A 15,630-nucleotide genomic window follows, 5' to 3' on the forward strand; every position below is an offset into this window, starting at 1 on the left:
AAAATGAACGATATTGAACAACAATTTAATATTAGCAAGCAATTTTTCAAAACAAATAAAACTAAAGATTTAAAATTTAGGAAGCACCAATTAAAAGCTTTAAGTAAAAGTATCAAAAATCATGAACAAGCTTTACTAGAAGCACTTAATAAAGATTTAGGAAAAAGCAAAGTAGAAGCTTATGCTACAGAAATTGGTATATTACTAAAAAGCATTAAACTTGCCAGAAAAGAACTAAAAAATTGGGCTAAAACTAAACAAGTTGAAACACCGCTTTATTTATTTCCAACTAAAAGTTATATCAAAAATGAACCCTACGGTACTGTTTTAATTATTGGTCCCTTTAATTATCCTGTACAGCTAGTATTCGAACCTTTAATTGGAGCCATCGCTGCAGGTAATACTGCCATTGTTAAACCCTCTGAACTTACCCCTAACGTAGCAGAAGTAATTCAAGATATAATTCAAGAAACTTTTGAAGAGAATTATATTTCAGTTGTGAAAGGTGGCATTGAGGAAACTCAAAAATTAATTCATTTACCGTTCGACTATATGTTTTTCACTGGTAGCGAAAAAGTTGGTCAAATCATCTATGAATCGGCTGCTAAAAATCTGGTACCTGTTACTTTAGAGTTAGGTGGTAAATCTCCAGTCATTATTGACCAAACTGCAAATTTAAAAGTCGCTAGTGAAAGAATTAGTTTCGGAAAATTTACGAATGCAGGACAAACATGCGTAGCACCTGATTATATACTAATTGATCGAAAAGTAAAAAATGATTTTATTAATGCACTAAAACAAACAATTACAGAATTTTATGGGGAAAACATCAAAGAAAGTCCTGATTTTGGAAGAATTGTTAATCAAAAACATTTCAACCGCTTAAATGAATTATTAGAAACTCATGAGAGTAAAACTATTTTCGGTGGTAAAAGCTTTGAAGAAGATTTATATATTGAACCTACATTAATAGACAATGTTAATCTACAAGATAAAGTTATGCAGGAAGAGATTTTTGGTCCTATTCTACCAATTATTACTTATGATGATTTCGATGAGGCAATTCAAATTATTCAGAGTAAATCTAAACCTTTAAGTTTATATCTTTTTAGTGAGGATGAAAATTCTACACACCGCGTATTAGAGGAATTATCATTCGGTAGCGGAGCTATAAATGATACACTTATGCATTTAGCAAATCCTAATTTACCATTTGGTGGCATTGGGGCTTCAGGTATCGGTCAATATCATGGCAAATATTCTTTTGATACCTTTAGTCATATGAAATCATATACATTTAAATCTACACGTTTAGAATCAAGTATCTATTTCCCGCCTTATAAAGGCAAATTTAAATATATTAAAGCCTTCTTTAAAAATTAAATAATTAACTATAATAACGCTCCATATGTAATTTGGTGTGAATGCATTTCTGAAAGGTAAAATTTTAGTGTACCTTTTAGAATGGCATCGCTTATTAATTACATATGGAGCTTAATCATTTAGAATAAGACGCAAACACCTTCAGGTGCACTTTCGTGGTCATCAATAAATTCAAGTTTTCCTGTGACACTATCTCTTTTAAACACAGTTACTTTAGACTCACCTTCTTGATGAGCACATACTATTAAGTTATCATCCGGCGTAATATTAAAATCTCTAGGAAATTCATCTTTAGTCGGTTGAATATCCACCATTTTTAATGATTTTCCGTTATTAACAACTTCGTAAATAGCTATGCTATCATGACCTCTATTACTTACATATAAATGTTTCTGATCATGAGATAATCTTACCGCAGCTAATTTCGATTCTTCTTTAAAATCTTGAGGTATTGTAAGATGTCTCTCAATTTCTTTAAATTCACCATCATTATATTCAGTTACACTTACATAATTAGATAATTCATGAACTACATATGCGTATTTACCATCTTTACTAAAAGTAATGTGCCTTGTGCCATCCGCTTCTTTAAATTGTGAAACAGCATATTCTTTTAAACCTTGGTCACCATATGTATAAGCAACGATTCTATCTGAGCCTAAATCGGTTGCTACTACATATTTATTATCTGGCGTTTCATTTAAAAAATGGACATGCGGGGATTCCTGCCTTTCATGTGGACCTGTTGGATATTCATGTTCAATTTCTTCAATAAGTTTTTCAATTTCTCCAGTATCTTTATTTAACTTATAAATTCGTGCAATTCCAGCACCATAAACAGCTTCAAATAAATAATTGTTATCACTTGAAATTTGTATATAACATCCTGTTCCATTTTTAGATGCTAAACATTTATTAATTAGTTCTAAATCACTATTTTGCGTTATTTTGAAGCTTGCTACACCACAATTTTCATTTTCTTTAGTAATGGCGTATAAATAGTTTTCATTTCTAGTTAAATATGTAGACGCCTCTATTTCATAACCTGTTTGAACTTCTTTTATTGTCCCTTTTAAATCTTCTAATTCGAAACGGTAAATTCCCTTACCATTTTGCTTAGTATAAGAACCAATATATCCAATAGTCATATTTATCCCTCCGTAAAATTAATCATTATTGGTTTAATTTTAACTATAAGTGTCAGCGATTTACAATTAAAACTTTTGCACTTTCCACTATAGAAAAAATATATGGAAATTGATATTCTATAGTATGTTCATTAAATTTATAATCTATTTACTCTTGCATAGAGAAAGTCGAGTGAATCATTTATGACCTTTATAGCTATTGTTATTTTCGTTATAACTTTAATTTTTGTTATTTGGCAACCAAAAGGATTAAATATAGGAATTACTGCTGTAGCTGGTGCACTTTTAGCTATTATTACAGGCGTTGTATCTCTAACTGATATTGTTACAGTTACAAATATAGTATGGAATGCAACGTTAACTTTCGTTGCTATAATTTTAATATCACTCATTTTAGACCGTATTGGCTTCTTTGAATGGGCTGCTTTGCATATGATTATTGCTTCAAAAGGCTATGGCCTTAGAATGTTTATTTTTATAATGACTTTAGGTGCTGTAGTAGCTTCTCTATTTGCCAATGATGGTGCTGCGCTTATTCTTACACCAATAGTGTTAGCTATGGTAAGGAGCTTAGGTTTTGATAAAAAAACAATATTCCCATTTATTATAGCAAGTGGATTTATAGCCGATACCACTTCCCTACCACTCACTGTCAGTAATTTAGTCAATATCGTTTCAGCTGACTACTTTAACATCACATTTATTCAATATGCTTTAAGAATGATAATTCCAAATTTATTTTCATTTTTAGCAAGCATATTTGTGCTTTGGCTTTATTTTAAAAAATCTCTTCCTAAAAGTACAAATATTGAAGATTTAGCCACACCTCAATCAGTTATAAGAGATAAGAAACTTTTTAAAACGTCTTGGATTATTCTTATTATTTTATTAATAGGTTATTTAACAAGTGAGTTTATTCATGTTCCCGTGGCTTTCATAGCATTAATTATTGCTTTTGTATTCCTACTCTTAGCGAGTCGTTCTAAAGCAGTTAATACTAAAGAAGTTTTAATAGAAGCTCCTTGGAATATAGTTATATTTTCAATTGGTATGTATCTTGTAGTGTATGGATTGAAAAATGTAGGTATAACATTAGTACTAGGGAATATTTTGAATTCTATTTCAAACCATGGGCTATTCAGTAGTATTATGGGTATGGGATTCATTGCAGCCTTCCTCTCTTCTATTATGAATAACTTGCCCACTGTTTTATTAGATGCAATTGCTATTGCTCAATCTAATTCTGAAGGATTAATTCAAGATGGTATGGTCTATGCAAACGTTATTGGCTCTGATTTAGGTCCAAAAATCACTCCAATTGGCTCTTTAGCAACTTTATTGTGGCTTCATGTATTAACTCAAAAAGGTGTTAAAATATCATGGGGAACATATTTTAAAACAGGTATAGTGATTACTATTCCTGTACTATTTATAACGTTACTAGGACTCTATTTTACTCTAATTATTTTTTAAAAATTGAATACACTCTCAAGCTGGCTTAAAATCACAAAAATATAGCCAGCAATTTTGTATTGCAAAATAGAACAAATGTTCGTATAATAGAATTATATCGAACGAGGTGATCTAAAGATGACGGATATAAAGAATGAAACGGATTATCGAAATATTCCACGTGAAATGTTAGATAGGAATATTCCGGCTGGTCGTGGCATGGTTAAATGGGCGCCGTTCGCTACGCTACCCGAACAATTCGAAACTATCCATCAATACATGATTGATCAAAATAAAATAGATAGACCAGTACTTTCAGACGATCAATTAGCTCAATTAAATATCCGCTTGCACGAAGCATTACAAAAATCTCAACCTGTTAATATAAAATATTATGAAGAAGGTTATATTAATTTTGTTAATCTTAATATACATCGCATTGATTCATTAAATCTTGAAATTGAAGGGATAAAGCCAGGTACTACCTATCATCAGAAAGTCCCTATTTTAGATATTGTTGATATTACTTTCTCATAAAAAAAGTTGGCAATAGCTTATTAAAGCATTGCCAACAATTATCTCAAATTAGTACTAAACTATTAGAACTAATTAATTATTATTTTCAATATCTGAAACAATTTCTTTAGTTTTTCTTTCAATATCTTCGAAATCTTTTTTGAAGATATAAGCAAAGGCAACTACACCTACGCCTACTACAACTGTAGTGATAGCTAATAAGCTAAATACAAATTTAAATAAACCTTTAATAAAGTTCCACATTACTTTTCACCTCTAAAATTAATATGCATATCTACAATTCACTATGATAGCATACTTATCTCTATCAATAAATAAATACCCGTTTCAAAAATTAATCATTCTCAACTAAATATATATTTATGGTAATATGTCAATTAAAGATTAATTTAAATAATCAAACTGAAATTAATAACGAGATTCCAAACCAATTGTTACTCTTATAAATAAATATTAACTTAACCACCATGACTTAACAGAATCAGCAATCGCTCTACAACTATCTGAAATCATAGATATCACTCCCATAGATTAAAAAATTCCCTCACTAAAATACAATTCGATTGTAATATTTCATCCATAGTAATTCAATTAACATTAAGTTAATTTACGATTACATTAAAGTAAATATTTGAAATGAAAGGATGACTAACATGCAAAATGTTCAATCCGATATCATGACTTTTCGTGGTTCTCATTATGACTTAGGAGTCGAAACAGCGAAATGGTTACAAAGAACTCCTTTATTAAAAAATCGTGAAAAAGAATGGAAAAAAAGAAATCCAAGATTTGATATCGATGTCAGAGAAACATATAATATTTTTCAAATTTATGCTCCTAAAATTTGGGACGAGCTAATAGGTATGCAAGACGTTTTGAATCTACCTACTAAACAAATTATATTAAATTTTGGACACTATCGTTTTACTGATTTAAAAGATAGTGGTTGTACAGTTTTTAAAGGGAAAGACTATTTACTACGTAATTATGATTATCATCCCTCTACTTATGATGGTCGATATTTACTATACAAACCAAATGATAGTGGTTTAGCTCAAATAGGACCTACTTCTAGAGTAACTGGCAGGATGGATGGAATGAATGAGTATGGTTTATCAATGGCTTATAATTTTATGCATCGCAAGAAACCAGCAAATGGCTTTGTATGCTACATGATAGGTAGACTTATACTTGAATATTGTAAAAACGTTAATGAAGCTATACAACTTTTAAAAGAATTACCTCATAGAAGCTCTTTTAGTTATATTTTAATGGATAAAGAATCTAATTATGCCATTGTCGAAGTAACACCTCGTTCTATAGATATTAGATATGAACCTATATGTACGAATCACTTTGAATTATTAACACATGAAAATCGTAACTACACTAAAGAATCTAAAGAACGGTTGGAGAGAGTGATTAACACCACAAGAAGTGATTTAAGAAAAGAAAATGCTTTTAAATTATTTAATGACCCTCAATATAATATTTATAGTAAATTATTTAAGAGTTGGTCTGGAACAATTCACACATCGTTATACGAACCTCAAACTTTAACAACGTGGATAGGACTTGGAGAAAATAGTTCTCCGACTAAAATAGACTTTTATCAATGGCTTAAAAATAATACTCTAACAATAAATCAACTAAACGGAAAAATTGATACCGATTTAACATTTGCCACATATTAAAATAATTTTTCAAAAATAGAATAAAACCCATAAATGAGTGATTGTACAACACTCATTTATGGGTTAATAATCAAATATTTAAATAAAAAATGCGTTACTTAATTGATGACAATATCACCATCAACCGTATAAAATTCCAAAATGTTTTTACTCTTACCTACTTTACCATCTTTAAAATTATTATTATTGACTACTTTTTCACCACGTCCAGGATGTAACTTAAGTAGTGTGTTTTTAGGCTTAGCTTCAAAGTTATAATTTATATCTCCTTTTTTTGTTGAAGCTTTAATATCATTCGAAGATTTCATTTTATTCATATTAATATCTCCCTCATTCAATAGGAAGATTGAATCTTGGAATTCGCTACGGCTAAGAGTCAACTTACCAGTATCGATTTTTAAGTTTCCTTTTTTAACTGATGAATCACAAATATAAGCTAAGCTATTTGAACCATCCACATTTAAATATTTTAAATTTGAATGTTCCATAGAAAAGTGACGACTATTTATTATTGTGGCACTTGATGCATTAAAATTCCTCAAATGTACATCACCTATTACGGATTTAGCGCTAAGATCTTTCAATTGTTTATCTGGTACTGTAATGGTGAGTTTTTTCTTATTATAATGAAAAGGATTAAAGTTTAATCCGTATCCTCTATTAGTAGCACGTTTCTCGGTAACTTTGAGCATTTTACCTTTTTTAGATACATATACATCGTTATCACCTTGATAATCCACTTTGAATTTATTACCTTTAACAATGTTTATTTCAGAACCAATTGTACTTACTGACAACTGACTGAAATGATTATTAAAAGTCTTATTATAGTTTTGCTTTTCATATTTAGCTTTATCAAAAGCAAACCAAGTAACTGTTCCACTGATAAAGAAAATTGCAAATATAATTAAACCGCTAATGAAAAGCTTCCTCATTTCCTAACGCTTCCTTTAACTGTTTTAATGTACCATGATAAATATTTCAATATTAAATTATGTACTAATCCAATAATTTTTAATGTTAAAACAATAAAAATAATTCCTAAACCTGTTAAAGAGATAGAGAATAATATATTACTCAGTGAATTATAAAACCCATTAATTATCGAATAACTAATAAGGATCAATGGGGAGAATAGTAAACAGACTGCTGTAAACACCAAAAGTAAAATCAGAAATGCAATAATCGCTACTGGAACTAATATAATAAATAATGAAAGTATACCTAGACTTAAGGAGGCTATAATAGCTCTAGTTATGTTTTGGATTGTTGGTTTTGATTTAGCATAACTGATAGCACTTTTAGCTTTTATCTCTTTTGCTATATCATACGGATCTTTCAATTTATTCACTATTTGTTCTTCACTTCTACCTTTTAACTCTTCTTCATAGAATAAATTTTCATATTCGTACATTTTATTATCTTTTTCTCGTCTAGGAAGATCATCTAAAGCTAATTCTAATTCATTTAAAAAAGTAATTTTATCCATGTATCGTCACTCTTCCTGAATTTGAATTAAAGAATAGTTATCAAGATTTATCATTTACTGAAAAACTCTATTCTTTTTACGATATCATCTTTATATAATATATTCAGTTTCATTTTATTTTGGCGGTCAGTATATGTAATAGATTTATAATGCTTACCAACCATATGTCTTTTATAACTATCTCCTAACTCGTTAATAACATCATCAATTGAGTCACCTATTCTAACTCCGAAATTCGTTTTAACACTTTTATCCTTGATTAAAACAATTCCTTTAACAATGTGCTTTTTATTTTTCACTTTAACCGTTAAATCCTTATGCTTTTCGTCATTATAAAATTTAAATCGATCTAATTTAATTTTTTTATTAATGACATACCCTTTCTGATTAAAACGATCATTTAAACCTATATCATTCACAGTATAATTGGATAAATCTACTGTTTTAATACTTCTATAGTACATAATTCCGAAAAGTAGAATAATTGCTCCAATTAAAAAAAGGGTTGAAATCACCCATCTGTTTTGTATACGCACTTGAGTCACCACTTTCACTCTTGTTCTATTAAATATAGCATATGAAATTTGGAGTTTCATCTAACAACTTAGTCACATTCATAATTAAATTATGATTGAGTTAATTTAATATCTTTAAAGTTAAAAAATTGTTATAATATTCTAAATAATTAAGGAGGTTATTTCTATGACTAATTTAGAAACTTATTTTAAAAAAAGTCAGCCACTAGAAGAGTACATTGACCGAATGAAAGATAATAGAAATAATTTATTATCAATATACAAATCCTTTAAATTACCAGAAGAAGATGACCGTATTACAAAGCTTAAAGATGCAAATTACTCAAAGGTATTAGTCATCACTGAAGATTGGTGTGGTGATGCAATGATGAACCTTCCAATACTTAAACGTGTAAGTGAAGAATTAAATTTAGAAGTTAGAGTATTTCATAGAGATGACGACACACGTTTAATTGATCAATATCTTACAAATGGTAAGTCTAGATCGATTCCTATTTTTGTTTTTATGAACAGTGCATATGAACAAATAACCGTATGGGGACCTAGAGCTAAGGAAGTCGAAAAATTTGTTGTTGATTTGAGAAATGATAAATTACCAGATAAAGATCATCCTCAATATGATGATAAAGTTAAAGAAACTCACTTACTTATTTCAAATAGATTTAAAACAGATTCATCATTTTGGAAAAATGTATATAACTCCATAATTAATCAGCTTTTATATAAATAAATACTGAGGCTAAAGCCTCAGTATTTTTGAACTTAAATATCTCGTTTAGCAGCATATAAGATGTTAGCTACAAATAATACTACTATTGAAGCAATTGAAATAAACCATTGCCAATGCGAGAATTTAATCTCCTCTGTCATTTTCTCAGTGAGATAAGTAAATGGAATATATTTAAATGATTTTTGAATATCGTCACCAATATTTGGAATTAAACCTATTAAAGGTTGCACAAATGGAACGATAAGTAATAAGAAAATACCTAAAGTAAAGATTACTGCCGGCTTTTCAATAATTAACGTAAGTAATAATAAGAATAAGCCAAAGAATAAGAAAAATATAAGGTAAAACCATATATTATTTAAGAATTTATCTCCGTCAACATTTGAACCTTTTGTAGATGCTTGAATAACAATAATTACAAGATATTGAAGTAAAGTAAATAAGAAAGAAATTAATATCATTGAAATTGTTTTAGCATTAATATAACCAATACGACTACTTACCTTACTCATATATAATTGAATTGTACCTTGAGAATAATCTCTAGTGATAGTTTTAATGATAAATAATAATCCCGCGAATAAGAATAACCAGTTGGCCAGTACGAAGACCATTTCGTTATTTACTTCATGAGACTTGCTATATGCTGCTTGCATACTTGCTTGGAAGACTGTCATTCCTATAACTAGTATTAATGCAAGATATGTTAAAGGACTTTTTAAAATACTAATTAAATCGAACTTGACTAGCTGTAAACTTCTCATTATTTATCACCTCTTTGATTAATATTAAAGTAAGTATCACGTAGAGAACTTTTACGCGTTTCAATATACTTAGGATAAACACCTTGTTCAGACAATGATTTTAATAGTGGTTTATAGTCTCTTTGAGCTTTAATGATAATCTCACCAGCATCTTTTTGTGATTGTTGCACTTTATAATGTTCAGTTAGATATTCTAAAGTTTTATTAAAATCATCATGTTCAATAGTAATGATTGTACTATCTTCTGGTCCCCCATCTTTCATGTTCACATCTTGAACAAAGTTACCATCTCTAAGGAAGACAGCTCTATCACAAATAAGTTCAATATCTTCTAATTTATGACTTGAAATTAATATTTTCATATCTAATTGTTTGACTAATGATTGGATAGTTTTTAAAACATCAATTGATCCATCTGGATCCATACCATTTGTAGGCTCATCTAAAATTAAATATTTTGGTTTATTCATAAGAGAGACCGCAATGGCTAATTTCTGTTTCATACCCATTGAATATTTTTTCACTTTTTTCTTAATATAAGGTCTCATACCAAAAGCATCAATAATGTGATCAGAATACTCTTTATCAAAGCCTTTGCCTAAAACTTGAGCGAACAATTTTAAATTATATAAACCTGACTTGTTGTCATAAAGTTTAGGATGTTCGATTAAGTAACCTACGTTTTCATCTTTAGATAAATCAACTTTCCCTTGGTAATTAATAATATTACCATTCATGACTTTCATTAATGTTGTTTTACCAACACCGTTTTTACCTATAAGACCAACTATTTGGCTATTTCCAAAATCAAAGTTTATATCGTCAATAACTGTATTTTGACCATATTTTTTAGTGATTTGTTCTAATTTCATAGTAGACCCCCTTAAGTGGTTAATGTTTTATTTTTCTAATTTGAATTAAATAATTCACTACTAAACTTATGATGCTAATAATCAATAGGCCATAATTTAAGAAGTACGAATATACAACTGGAATATGACTATCTTTGTGAACTAAAACGTTTATTAAGATAAATAAAGTAGATAAGACAAATGGTAATACAATGATAACTCCAAATACATATGCTAAATAAGGCACGTCTTTATGTTTCTGTTCTGTACTTTTATTAAAAGCGATAGGGATTGAAAAGAAATTCGCTATTATAAAAGAATAGGTTGTAGAAAAAGTTATCGAATCTGTCTTTATTGAACTTGTTTCATAGCCATATAAACTTATGATTATTGCACCAATAATTGTTAAAACTATGCAACTGATGTAATTTGCATTTAATAAATCTCTCCTTGAAACTGGCAGACTACCAAAAAATAAGTAAGACTGAGATCCACCTAATCTACGATTGATTCTAAATAAATGTCCAGCATCAACTAAGCATATAATAGTTAATATAATACCTATAGGTCCTGAAATAACAAGATACGGTAAATGTTGCCTATCGATTAAGTGATAAAACGGAAAGAATATGAGTAATAAACCATAAATCAAAAGTGTCCATCTTCGAAGTTTAAGATTTCTTATTAATAATTGTTTCATATTAGTTTCTCATTTCGTTGGTGATATTTGAAATCTAGTTGATTTTTATTTTTTTCTAAATATATCATTAGTTCTTCAATTGATGGATTTTTAATTTCTACTCTATTTCCAAATAATTCTTTAAATGTTTGGTAGTGTTCAGTGAGGCCTATGTAGCCAGTTTTTCTAACTTCTTTATAAATTAACAATTCCTCCAACTCCACATCTAAGTCTTCATTGGAACCACTAATAATTTTATATTTTTCAAATAAAGTGTCTCGTGATTCATTAAAAATAATTTGACCATCACGTAAATAAACTATATAATCCGCAATTTTTTCTAAATCAGATATGATATGTGTCGATATGAAGACTGTTTTATCTTCATCAATTAATTCTTGTTGAATAATCTCAAGTAGTTCATTTCTAACTAAAGGATCTAGTCCAGATGTGGGCTCATCTAAGATGAATAATTCAGCATGGTGACTAAATGCAATAGCTAGTGACAATTTCATTTTCATACCTGTTGAAAAAGTTTTGATTTTCTTCTTATAAGGTAATTGAAAAAATTGAAGATAGCTCATAAAAATTTTATGATCCCAATTTTTATAAAACGGGGCGACGATATTCTCTAACTTTTTAATGGTCCATTTGTCATTAAAATACGTTTCGGAATAAACGAAGCCTATTTTATTTTTTATTTCTACTGCACTATCCTTCATTTGTTCATTAAATACAGAAATTTGACCATTTTTAGATTGAATTAAATCCATAATTAAACGAATAACTGTAGTTTTACCAGCACCATTCCCACCTATAAAACCAGTAACAAAGCCTTTAGGAACTTCAAAGGAGATATCTTTCAACTGAAAATCTTTTGTTTGATAACTTACATTCTTAAGCTCAATCGCATTCATCAGTCTTCCTCCTCATAAATTAAAGACAATATTTCAGTCAATTCTTCTAAAGGCATCCCAATTGTTTTTGCTTCTTTTGACATTGTTTTAGCCAAATTTTCAATTACAAAGAACTGCTTTTCTTTAAGAATTGAGTTATCTTGTTCCTTCACAAAGGTACCTTTACCTCTTATAGTTGTCACAAATCCATCCTTTTCTAAATCTTCATAAGCTCGTTTTGTAGTAATTAAACTCACTTGTAAATCTTTAGCTAACTCACGCATTGATGGAAGGTGTTCGCCAGGAGCAACATAACCTTTCAAAATATTTTCTTTAATTTGTTGCTTGATTTGTTCATAAATGGGATATTCACTGTTGTTTTTCAAAATTAATTTCATTGATGTCCCCCTTTTCTTCTGTATATACATAATATATACAATATATACAGATTTGTAAAGTGTATATACTAAATTCTGTGAAAAATCCTATATATCAAGAGAATATTGAGTATAAACAATATATACAAAAAGACTTAAGAGAACGATACACTTCCCTTAAGTCTTAAATAATGTACACTATTTTTTTCTCCGTTTATTACTTCTATCGATAAAAGCACAAATCATAAACATAATTGCAGCAAGTAGCAATTTAATTCCTTGCTCTTCATGACCTGTAGCTTGAAGATAATAGCCTACTACAAATAGCACAATTGCTAGTCCAACGAATATTTTTGTTAAGTGCTTCATTTTATTCACCTCAACACATAAAAAGTATATCAAATAATACCAGGTATAAAAACGGTATATGAGTTTAACTTTTCCAATAATTTAGAAGACGATATCAAATTTAGGAGTTACCACAATTAAATATTGATTGCGGTCAATTTAGTACAATGTTACAATAAACTTGTATCCACGAATTATACTACACAACCCCAGGTCTGGTACCAGCAGACTTGGGGTTTTTTGTGTTCGGTCATCTACTTGTCTTTCCATTTAATTTCTAACCAAATACGAAAGACGACAAGTACGCCACCTGTAATCAATGTTATTAAACCATCTTGCCACCACGTCATTATACTACACCTCCCAGAATTGATTAGTGTCATATAATTTGATGACCTAAACATATTCTAACACAAATTATAGAACATATGTTCGCTATTAGTGATAAAATTTATTTTCCTAATTCCCTATCATCAATGCTTTATCTTTATTCAAATTAAAGATAATATATATATAAACACTTTATTAAAGAGAGGTTAGAAAATGACAAGCCCTTTAGCCGAAAATTTAAATAACGAATTACAACAATCCAATCCAGAAGTATATGACATGTTATCTGACTTAGGTAAAGAAATGTTCTATCCTAAAGGTATTCTATCTCAATCTGCTGATGCCAAAAGTACTAAATATAATGCTACGATTGGTATGGCAACAAATGATGAAGGTAAAATGTATGCTGATTCATTGAATAATATATTTAATGAATTAACTCCAGATGAAGTTTTTCCATATGCACCTCCACAAGGTATTGAAGACTTACGTGACTTATGGCAAATTAAAATGCTAAATGAAAATCCTGATTTATCAAAAGAAGCGATAAGTAGACCCATCGTGACTAATGCTTTAACTCATGGATTATCTTTAGTTGCAGACTTATTCGTAGATGAAAATGATACTATTTTATTACCAACGCACAATTGGGGCAACTATAAACTAGTGTTCAACACTCGCCATAAAGCCAATATCGAAACATATCCTATTTTCAATGAAGAAGGACATTATACAACTGATTCACTAGTGGAAACTTTAGAAAACTTTAATAAAGATAAAGTAATCATGATTCTAAATTATCCAAATAATCCAACAGGTTATACACCGAAAGCTGAAGAAGTTAAAACTATCGTTAATGCTATTGAAACACTTGCTAATAAAGGAACAAAAGTGATTGCAGTAGTTGATGATGCTTACTATGGTTTATTCTATGAAGATGTATACACACAATCTATTTTTACGGCTTTATCACAGGTGAATTCTTATAATATTTTACCTGTACGCTTAGATGGTGCTACTAAAGAATTTTTTGCTTGGGGATTCCGTGTAGGCTTCATGACTTTTGGTACTAAAAATGAAATAACTCAAAATGTACTTGAAGCAAAAGTTAAAGGTTTAATTCGAAGTAATATTTCAAGCGGGCCATTACCATCCCAAAGTGCTATCAAGCATGTTCTAAAAAATAATAAACAATTTGATAAAGAAATTGAGGAGAATATTCAAACATTAAAAGATCGATACGAAGTTACTAAGGAAGTTGTTTATGATGAGAAATATGCAGACTATTGGAAAGCATATGATTTTAATTCAGGTTACTTCATGGCATTAAAAGTTAAGCATGTTGATCCAGAAATATTACGCAAACATTTAATTGATAAATATTCAATAGGTATTATTGCCTTAAATGATACGGATATTCGAATTGCCTTTAGTTGTGTTGAAAAAGACGATATTCCTCACGTGTTTGAGTCTATCGCTAAAGCTATTGATGATCTAAAATAGAAAAAGAAGAGTTGCTCTCATAAATATTTAGAGCAACTCTTCTTTTTTTAAATCTCTTTTTTACGTGATTTACGTAATAACATTAAACCAAGAATTAGAATACTGGATAGTAATGTATTATTTGCTTTTTCACTTTCACCAGTATGTGGCAATTCTAAGAGTTTATCCTTTTTGGTATACATCATTTCATTACTTCTATCATTCAATTTCACTTTTAAAGATTTAATTTTATAGCTTTCTTTACTTGTAACTTTAGTAGGTGCTTTTATACTAATAGCTATACTTGCGTCACTATTGCCTTTATACTCTCTAGCGATTATTTCACTACCATCTTTAACAGCTAGATGAGTTATTTTTATTTCTCCTGTGTGAGCGTTTAAAATAATACCTTCTATAACTTGGTCTACAGACCACTCTGAACCGTTTTTATAAACATTTATATATATCGCCTTACCTTTTTTATTTTTAAAATTAATTTCAACTTTAGTTGCTTCAATTCTAGGCTTTATAATAACTATAGCTTCTTTTTCATTTACAGTCACAATTGGAGGTTCAGGTGCATTTTCTTTACGTGGCATAATCACACTATTTAATTTACTATGGTCGCTATTACCATGTACTTCACTTGCAGTAATTTCACTTTCAGGATAAACAACGTAATAGTCTATAGTTACCTTACCAGTAGCGGGTTCTATAGTGATGCCCGTTATATCTTTACTCAAGCTCCAAGTACCTTCATCTTTACTTGCGATGATTGTATCAGATTGCCCTTCTGGATTTATATATTCGATTTCAATTTTTGTAGATAAACCGCTTGGTATTATACTCACATTTACTTTACTTTCATCTTTCTCAACTATTGGTGCATCTGGTGTTGCTTCTTTTCGTGGCATAGTCACTTTACTTTCTGGAC

The 15,630-nt window shown here is 29.3% G+C and carries 19 protein-coding genes; 6 read left to right on the forward strand and 13 right to left on the reverse strand.

Annotated elements, in window-relative coordinates; genetic code table 11:
• Positions 1-3: 3 nt before the first annotated feature.
• Positions 4-1,383 carry an aldehyde dehydrogenase gene (locus HMPREF2706_RS06970; RefSeq protein ID WP_049427675.1) on the forward strand — a complete coding sequence of 460 codons (1,380 nt, stop codon included), beginning with the start codon at positions 4-6 and terminating at the stop codon, positions 1,381-1,383.
• Positions 1,384-1,502: 119 nt separating this feature from the next.
• Here the strand turns inward: HMPREF2706_RS06970 and HMPREF2706_RS06975 are convergent, their stop codons facing one another.
• Positions 1,503-2,531, reverse strand: coding sequence for a 6-phosphogluconolactonase (locus tag HMPREF2706_RS06975; protein ID WP_049427673.1), 1,029 nt, complete (start codon positions 2,529-2,531; stop codon positions 1,503-1,505).
• Between the two features lie 183 nt (positions 2,532-2,714).
• On the opposite strand from HMPREF2706_RS06975, the gene arsB reads away from it, so the two are divergent.
• Positions 2,715-4,004, forward strand: a complete 1,290-nt coding sequence (gene arsB / locus HMPREF2706_RS06980) for an arsenite efflux transporter membrane subunit ArsB (protein ID WP_064212374.1) — start codon at positions 2,715-2,717, stop codon at positions 4,002-4,004.
• Between the two features lie 117 nt (positions 4,005-4,121).
• Positions 4,122-4,520, forward strand: coding sequence for a YolD-like family protein (locus HMPREF2706_RS06985; RefSeq protein WP_002435923.1), 399 nt, complete (start codon positions 4,122-4,124; stop codon positions 4,518-4,520).
• A gap of 72 nt (positions 4,521-4,592) precedes the next feature.
• Here the strand turns inward: HMPREF2706_RS06985 and HMPREF2706_RS12100 are convergent, their stop codons facing one another.
• A complete protein-coding gene (locus tag HMPREF2706_RS12100) occupies positions 4,593-4,763 on the reverse strand; it encodes a hypothetical protein (RefSeq protein ID WP_002435939.1) in 171 nt (56 codons plus the stop codon).
• A 410-nt stretch (positions 4,764-5,173) separates the two neighbouring features.
• On the opposite strand from HMPREF2706_RS12100, the gene HMPREF2706_RS06990 reads away from it, so the two are divergent.
• The gene (locus HMPREF2706_RS06990) at positions 5,174-6,214 is read left to right on the forward strand and encodes a C45 family autoproteolytic acyltransferase/hydrolase (protein ID WP_047796473.1); all 1,041 of its coding nucleotides are present in this window, start codon (positions 5,174-5,176) and stop codon (positions 6,212-6,214) included.
• Positions 6,215-6,312: 98 nt separating this feature from the next.
• Here HMPREF2706_RS06990 and HMPREF2706_RS06995 read toward each other — a convergent pair whose 3' ends face one another.
• Genes HMPREF2706_RS06995 through HMPREF2706_RS07005 form a run of 3 tightly spaced genes read right to left on the reverse strand, consistent with a single transcriptional unit; the run spans position 6,313 to position 8,239 of the window.
• Entirely contained in the window at positions 6,313-7,149 is an 837-nt protein-coding gene (locus HMPREF2706_RS06995; RefSeq protein WP_002435918.1) for a DUF4097 family beta strand repeat-containing protein, read from the reverse strand.
• Positions 7,146-7,703, reverse strand: a complete 558-nt coding sequence (locus HMPREF2706_RS07000) for an HAAS signaling domain-containing protein (RefSeq protein WP_023350012.1) — start codon at positions 7,701-7,703, stop codon at positions 7,146-7,148. Before HMPREF2706_RS07000 ends, HMPREF2706_RS06995 begins: the two co-directional genes overlap by 4 nt.
• A gap of 50 nt (positions 7,704-7,753) precedes the next feature.
• Positions 7,754-8,239, reverse strand: a complete 486-nt coding sequence (locus HMPREF2706_RS07005; protein WP_002435934.1) for a hypothetical protein — start codon at positions 8,237-8,239, stop codon at positions 7,754-7,756.
• A gap of 166 nt (positions 8,240-8,405) precedes the next feature.
• Between HMPREF2706_RS07005 and HMPREF2706_RS07010 the strand changes: the two genes are divergently transcribed.
• The gene (locus HMPREF2706_RS07010; RefSeq protein WP_023350010.1) at positions 8,406-8,969 is read left to right on the forward strand and encodes a thioredoxin family protein; all 564 of its coding nucleotides are present in this window, start codon (positions 8,406-8,408) and stop codon (positions 8,967-8,969) included.
• A 32-nt stretch (positions 8,970-9,001) separates the two neighbouring features.
• Here HMPREF2706_RS07010 and pmtD read toward each other — a convergent pair whose 3' ends face one another.
• From pmtD to HMPREF2706_RS12375, 7 genes are all read right to left on the reverse strand, one after another.
• Positions 9,002-9,733 (reverse strand): phenol-soluble modulin export ABC transporter permease subunit PmtD, encoded by a 732-nt coding sequence (pmtD, locus tag HMPREF2706_RS07015; protein ID WP_049427669.1) that lies wholly within the window; start codon positions 9,731-9,733, stop codon positions 9,002-9,004.
• On the reverse strand, positions 9,733-10,605 hold the full coding sequence (gene pmtC, locus HMPREF2706_RS07020) for a phenol-soluble modulin export ABC transporter ATP-binding protein PmtC (protein WP_002435900.1): 873 nt from the start codon (positions 10,603-10,605) through the stop codon (positions 9,733-9,735). The genes pmtD and pmtC overlap by 1 nt, the downstream gene beginning before the upstream one ends.
• A 19-nt stretch (positions 10,606-10,624) precedes the next feature.
• Complete coding sequence (locus HMPREF2706_RS07025; RefSeq protein ID WP_049427668.1) at positions 10,625-11,284, reverse strand: phenol-soluble modulin export ABC transporter permease subunit PmtB; 660 nt, start codon at positions 11,282-11,284, stop codon at positions 10,625-10,627.
• Positions 11,281-12,180: a phenol-soluble modulin export ABC transporter ATP-binding protein PmtA gene (locus tag HMPREF2706_RS07030; protein WP_070597649.1), complete on the reverse strand. Its 900-nt coding sequence runs from the start codon at positions 12,178-12,180 to the stop codon at positions 11,281-11,283. Before HMPREF2706_RS07030 ends, HMPREF2706_RS07025 begins: the two co-directional genes overlap by 4 nt.
• Positions 12,180-12,557 carry a PSM export ABC transporter transcriptional regulator PmtR gene (locus tag HMPREF2706_RS07035; protein WP_002453644.1) on the reverse strand — a complete coding sequence of 126 codons (378 nt, stop codon included), beginning with the start codon at positions 12,555-12,557 and terminating at the stop codon, positions 12,180-12,182. The genes HMPREF2706_RS07030 and HMPREF2706_RS07035 overlap by 1 nt, the downstream gene beginning before the upstream one ends.
• A 177-nt stretch (positions 12,558-12,734) precedes the next feature.
• Positions 12,735-12,905: an SE1626 family protein gene (locus tag HMPREF2706_RS12105; protein WP_023350009.1), complete on the reverse strand. Its 171-nt coding sequence runs from the start codon at positions 12,903-12,905 to the stop codon at positions 12,735-12,737.
• A gap of 233 nt (positions 12,906-13,138) precedes the next feature.
• Positions 13,139-13,234 (reverse strand): Trp-rich small protein, encoded by a 96-nt coding sequence (locus HMPREF2706_RS12375; RefSeq protein ID WP_016898690.1) that lies wholly within the window; start codon positions 13,232-13,234, stop codon positions 13,139-13,141.
• A gap of 193 nt (positions 13,235-13,427) precedes the next feature.
• Between HMPREF2706_RS12375 and HMPREF2706_RS07040 the strand changes: the two genes are divergently transcribed.
• The gene (locus HMPREF2706_RS07040; protein ID WP_064212373.1) at positions 13,428-14,717 is read left to right on the forward strand and encodes an aminotransferase class I/II-fold pyridoxal phosphate-dependent enzyme; all 1,290 of its coding nucleotides are present in this window, start codon (positions 13,428-13,430) and stop codon (positions 14,715-14,717) included.
• Positions 14,718-14,764: 47 nt separating this feature from the next.
• Here HMPREF2706_RS07040 and HMPREF2706_RS07045 read toward each other — a convergent pair.
• Positions 14,765-15,630: LPXTG cell wall anchor domain-containing protein (locus HMPREF2706_RS07045; protein WP_141761277.1), on the reverse strand; the 866-nt coding region annotated here is incomplete at its 5' end.

Origin of the sequence: Staphylococcus sp. HMSC067F07, assembly GCF_001837405.1 — a bacterium.
Classification (GTDB): Bacteria; Bacillota; Bacilli; order Staphylococcales; family Staphylococcaceae; genus Staphylococcus; species Staphylococcus capitis.

Excerpts from the sequence above, each read along its gene's own strand:
- HMPREF2706_RS06970 (WP_049427675.1), top strand. The coding sequence starts at position 4 with ATGAACGATATTGAACAACAATTTAATATTAGCAAGCAATTTTTCAAA.
- HMPREF2706_RS06975 (WP_049427673.1), bottom strand. The coding sequence starts at position 2,531 with ATGACTATTGGATATATTGGTTCTTATACTAAGCAAAATGGTAAGGGA.
- arsB (WP_064212374.1), top strand. The coding sequence starts at position 2,715 with ATGACCTTTATAGCTATTGTTATTTTCGTTATAACTTTAATTTTTGTT.
- HMPREF2706_RS06985 (WP_002435923.1), top strand. The coding sequence starts at position 4,122 with ATGACGGATATAAAGAATGAAACGGATTATCGAAATATTCCACGTGAA.
- HMPREF2706_RS12100 (WP_002435939.1), bottom strand. The coding sequence starts at position 4,763 with ATGTGGAACTTTATTAAAGGTTTATTTAAATTTGTATTTAGCTTATTA.
- HMPREF2706_RS06990 (WP_047796473.1), top strand. The coding sequence starts at position 5,174 with ATGCAAAATGTTCAATCCGATATCATGACTTTTCGTGGTTCTCATTAT.
- HMPREF2706_RS06995 (WP_002435918.1), bottom strand. The coding sequence starts at position 7,149 with ATGAGGAAGCTTTTCATTAGCGGTTTAATTATATTTGCAATTTTCTTT.
- HMPREF2706_RS07000 (WP_023350012.1), bottom strand. The coding sequence starts at position 7,703 with ATGGATAAAATTACTTTTTTAAATGAATTAGAATTAGCTTTAGATGAT.
- HMPREF2706_RS07010 (WP_023350010.1), top strand. The coding sequence starts at position 8,406 with ATGACTAATTTAGAAACTTATTTTAAAAAAAGTCAGCCACTAGAAGAG.
- pmtD (WP_049427669.1), bottom strand. The coding sequence starts at position 9,733 with ATGAGAAGTTTACAGCTAGTCAAGTTCGATTTAATTAGTATTTTAAAA.
- pmtC (WP_002435900.1), bottom strand. The coding sequence starts at position 10,605 with ATGAAATTAGAACAAATCACTAAAAAATATGGTCAAAATACAGTTATT.
- HMPREF2706_RS07025 (WP_049427668.1), bottom strand. The coding sequence starts at position 11,284 with ATGAAACAATTATTAATAAGAAATCTTAAACTTCGAAGATGGACACTT.
- HMPREF2706_RS07030 (WP_070597649.1), bottom strand. The coding sequence starts at position 12,180 with ATGAATGCGATTGAGCTTAAGAATGTAAGTTATCAAACAAAAGATTTT.
- HMPREF2706_RS07035 (WP_002453644.1), bottom strand. The coding sequence starts at position 12,557 with ATGAAATTAATTTTGAAAAACAACAGTGAATATCCCATTTATGAACAA.
- HMPREF2706_RS12105 (WP_023350009.1), bottom strand. The coding sequence starts at position 12,905 with ATGAAGCACTTAACAAAAATATTCGTTGGACTAGCAATTGTGCTATTT.
- HMPREF2706_RS12375 (WP_016898690.1), bottom strand. The coding sequence starts at position 13,234 with ATGACGTGGTGGCAAGATGGTTTAATAACATTGATTACAGGTGGCGTA.
- HMPREF2706_RS07040 (WP_064212373.1), top strand. The coding sequence starts at position 13,428 with ATGACAAGCCCTTTAGCCGAAAATTTAAATAACGAATTACAACAATCC.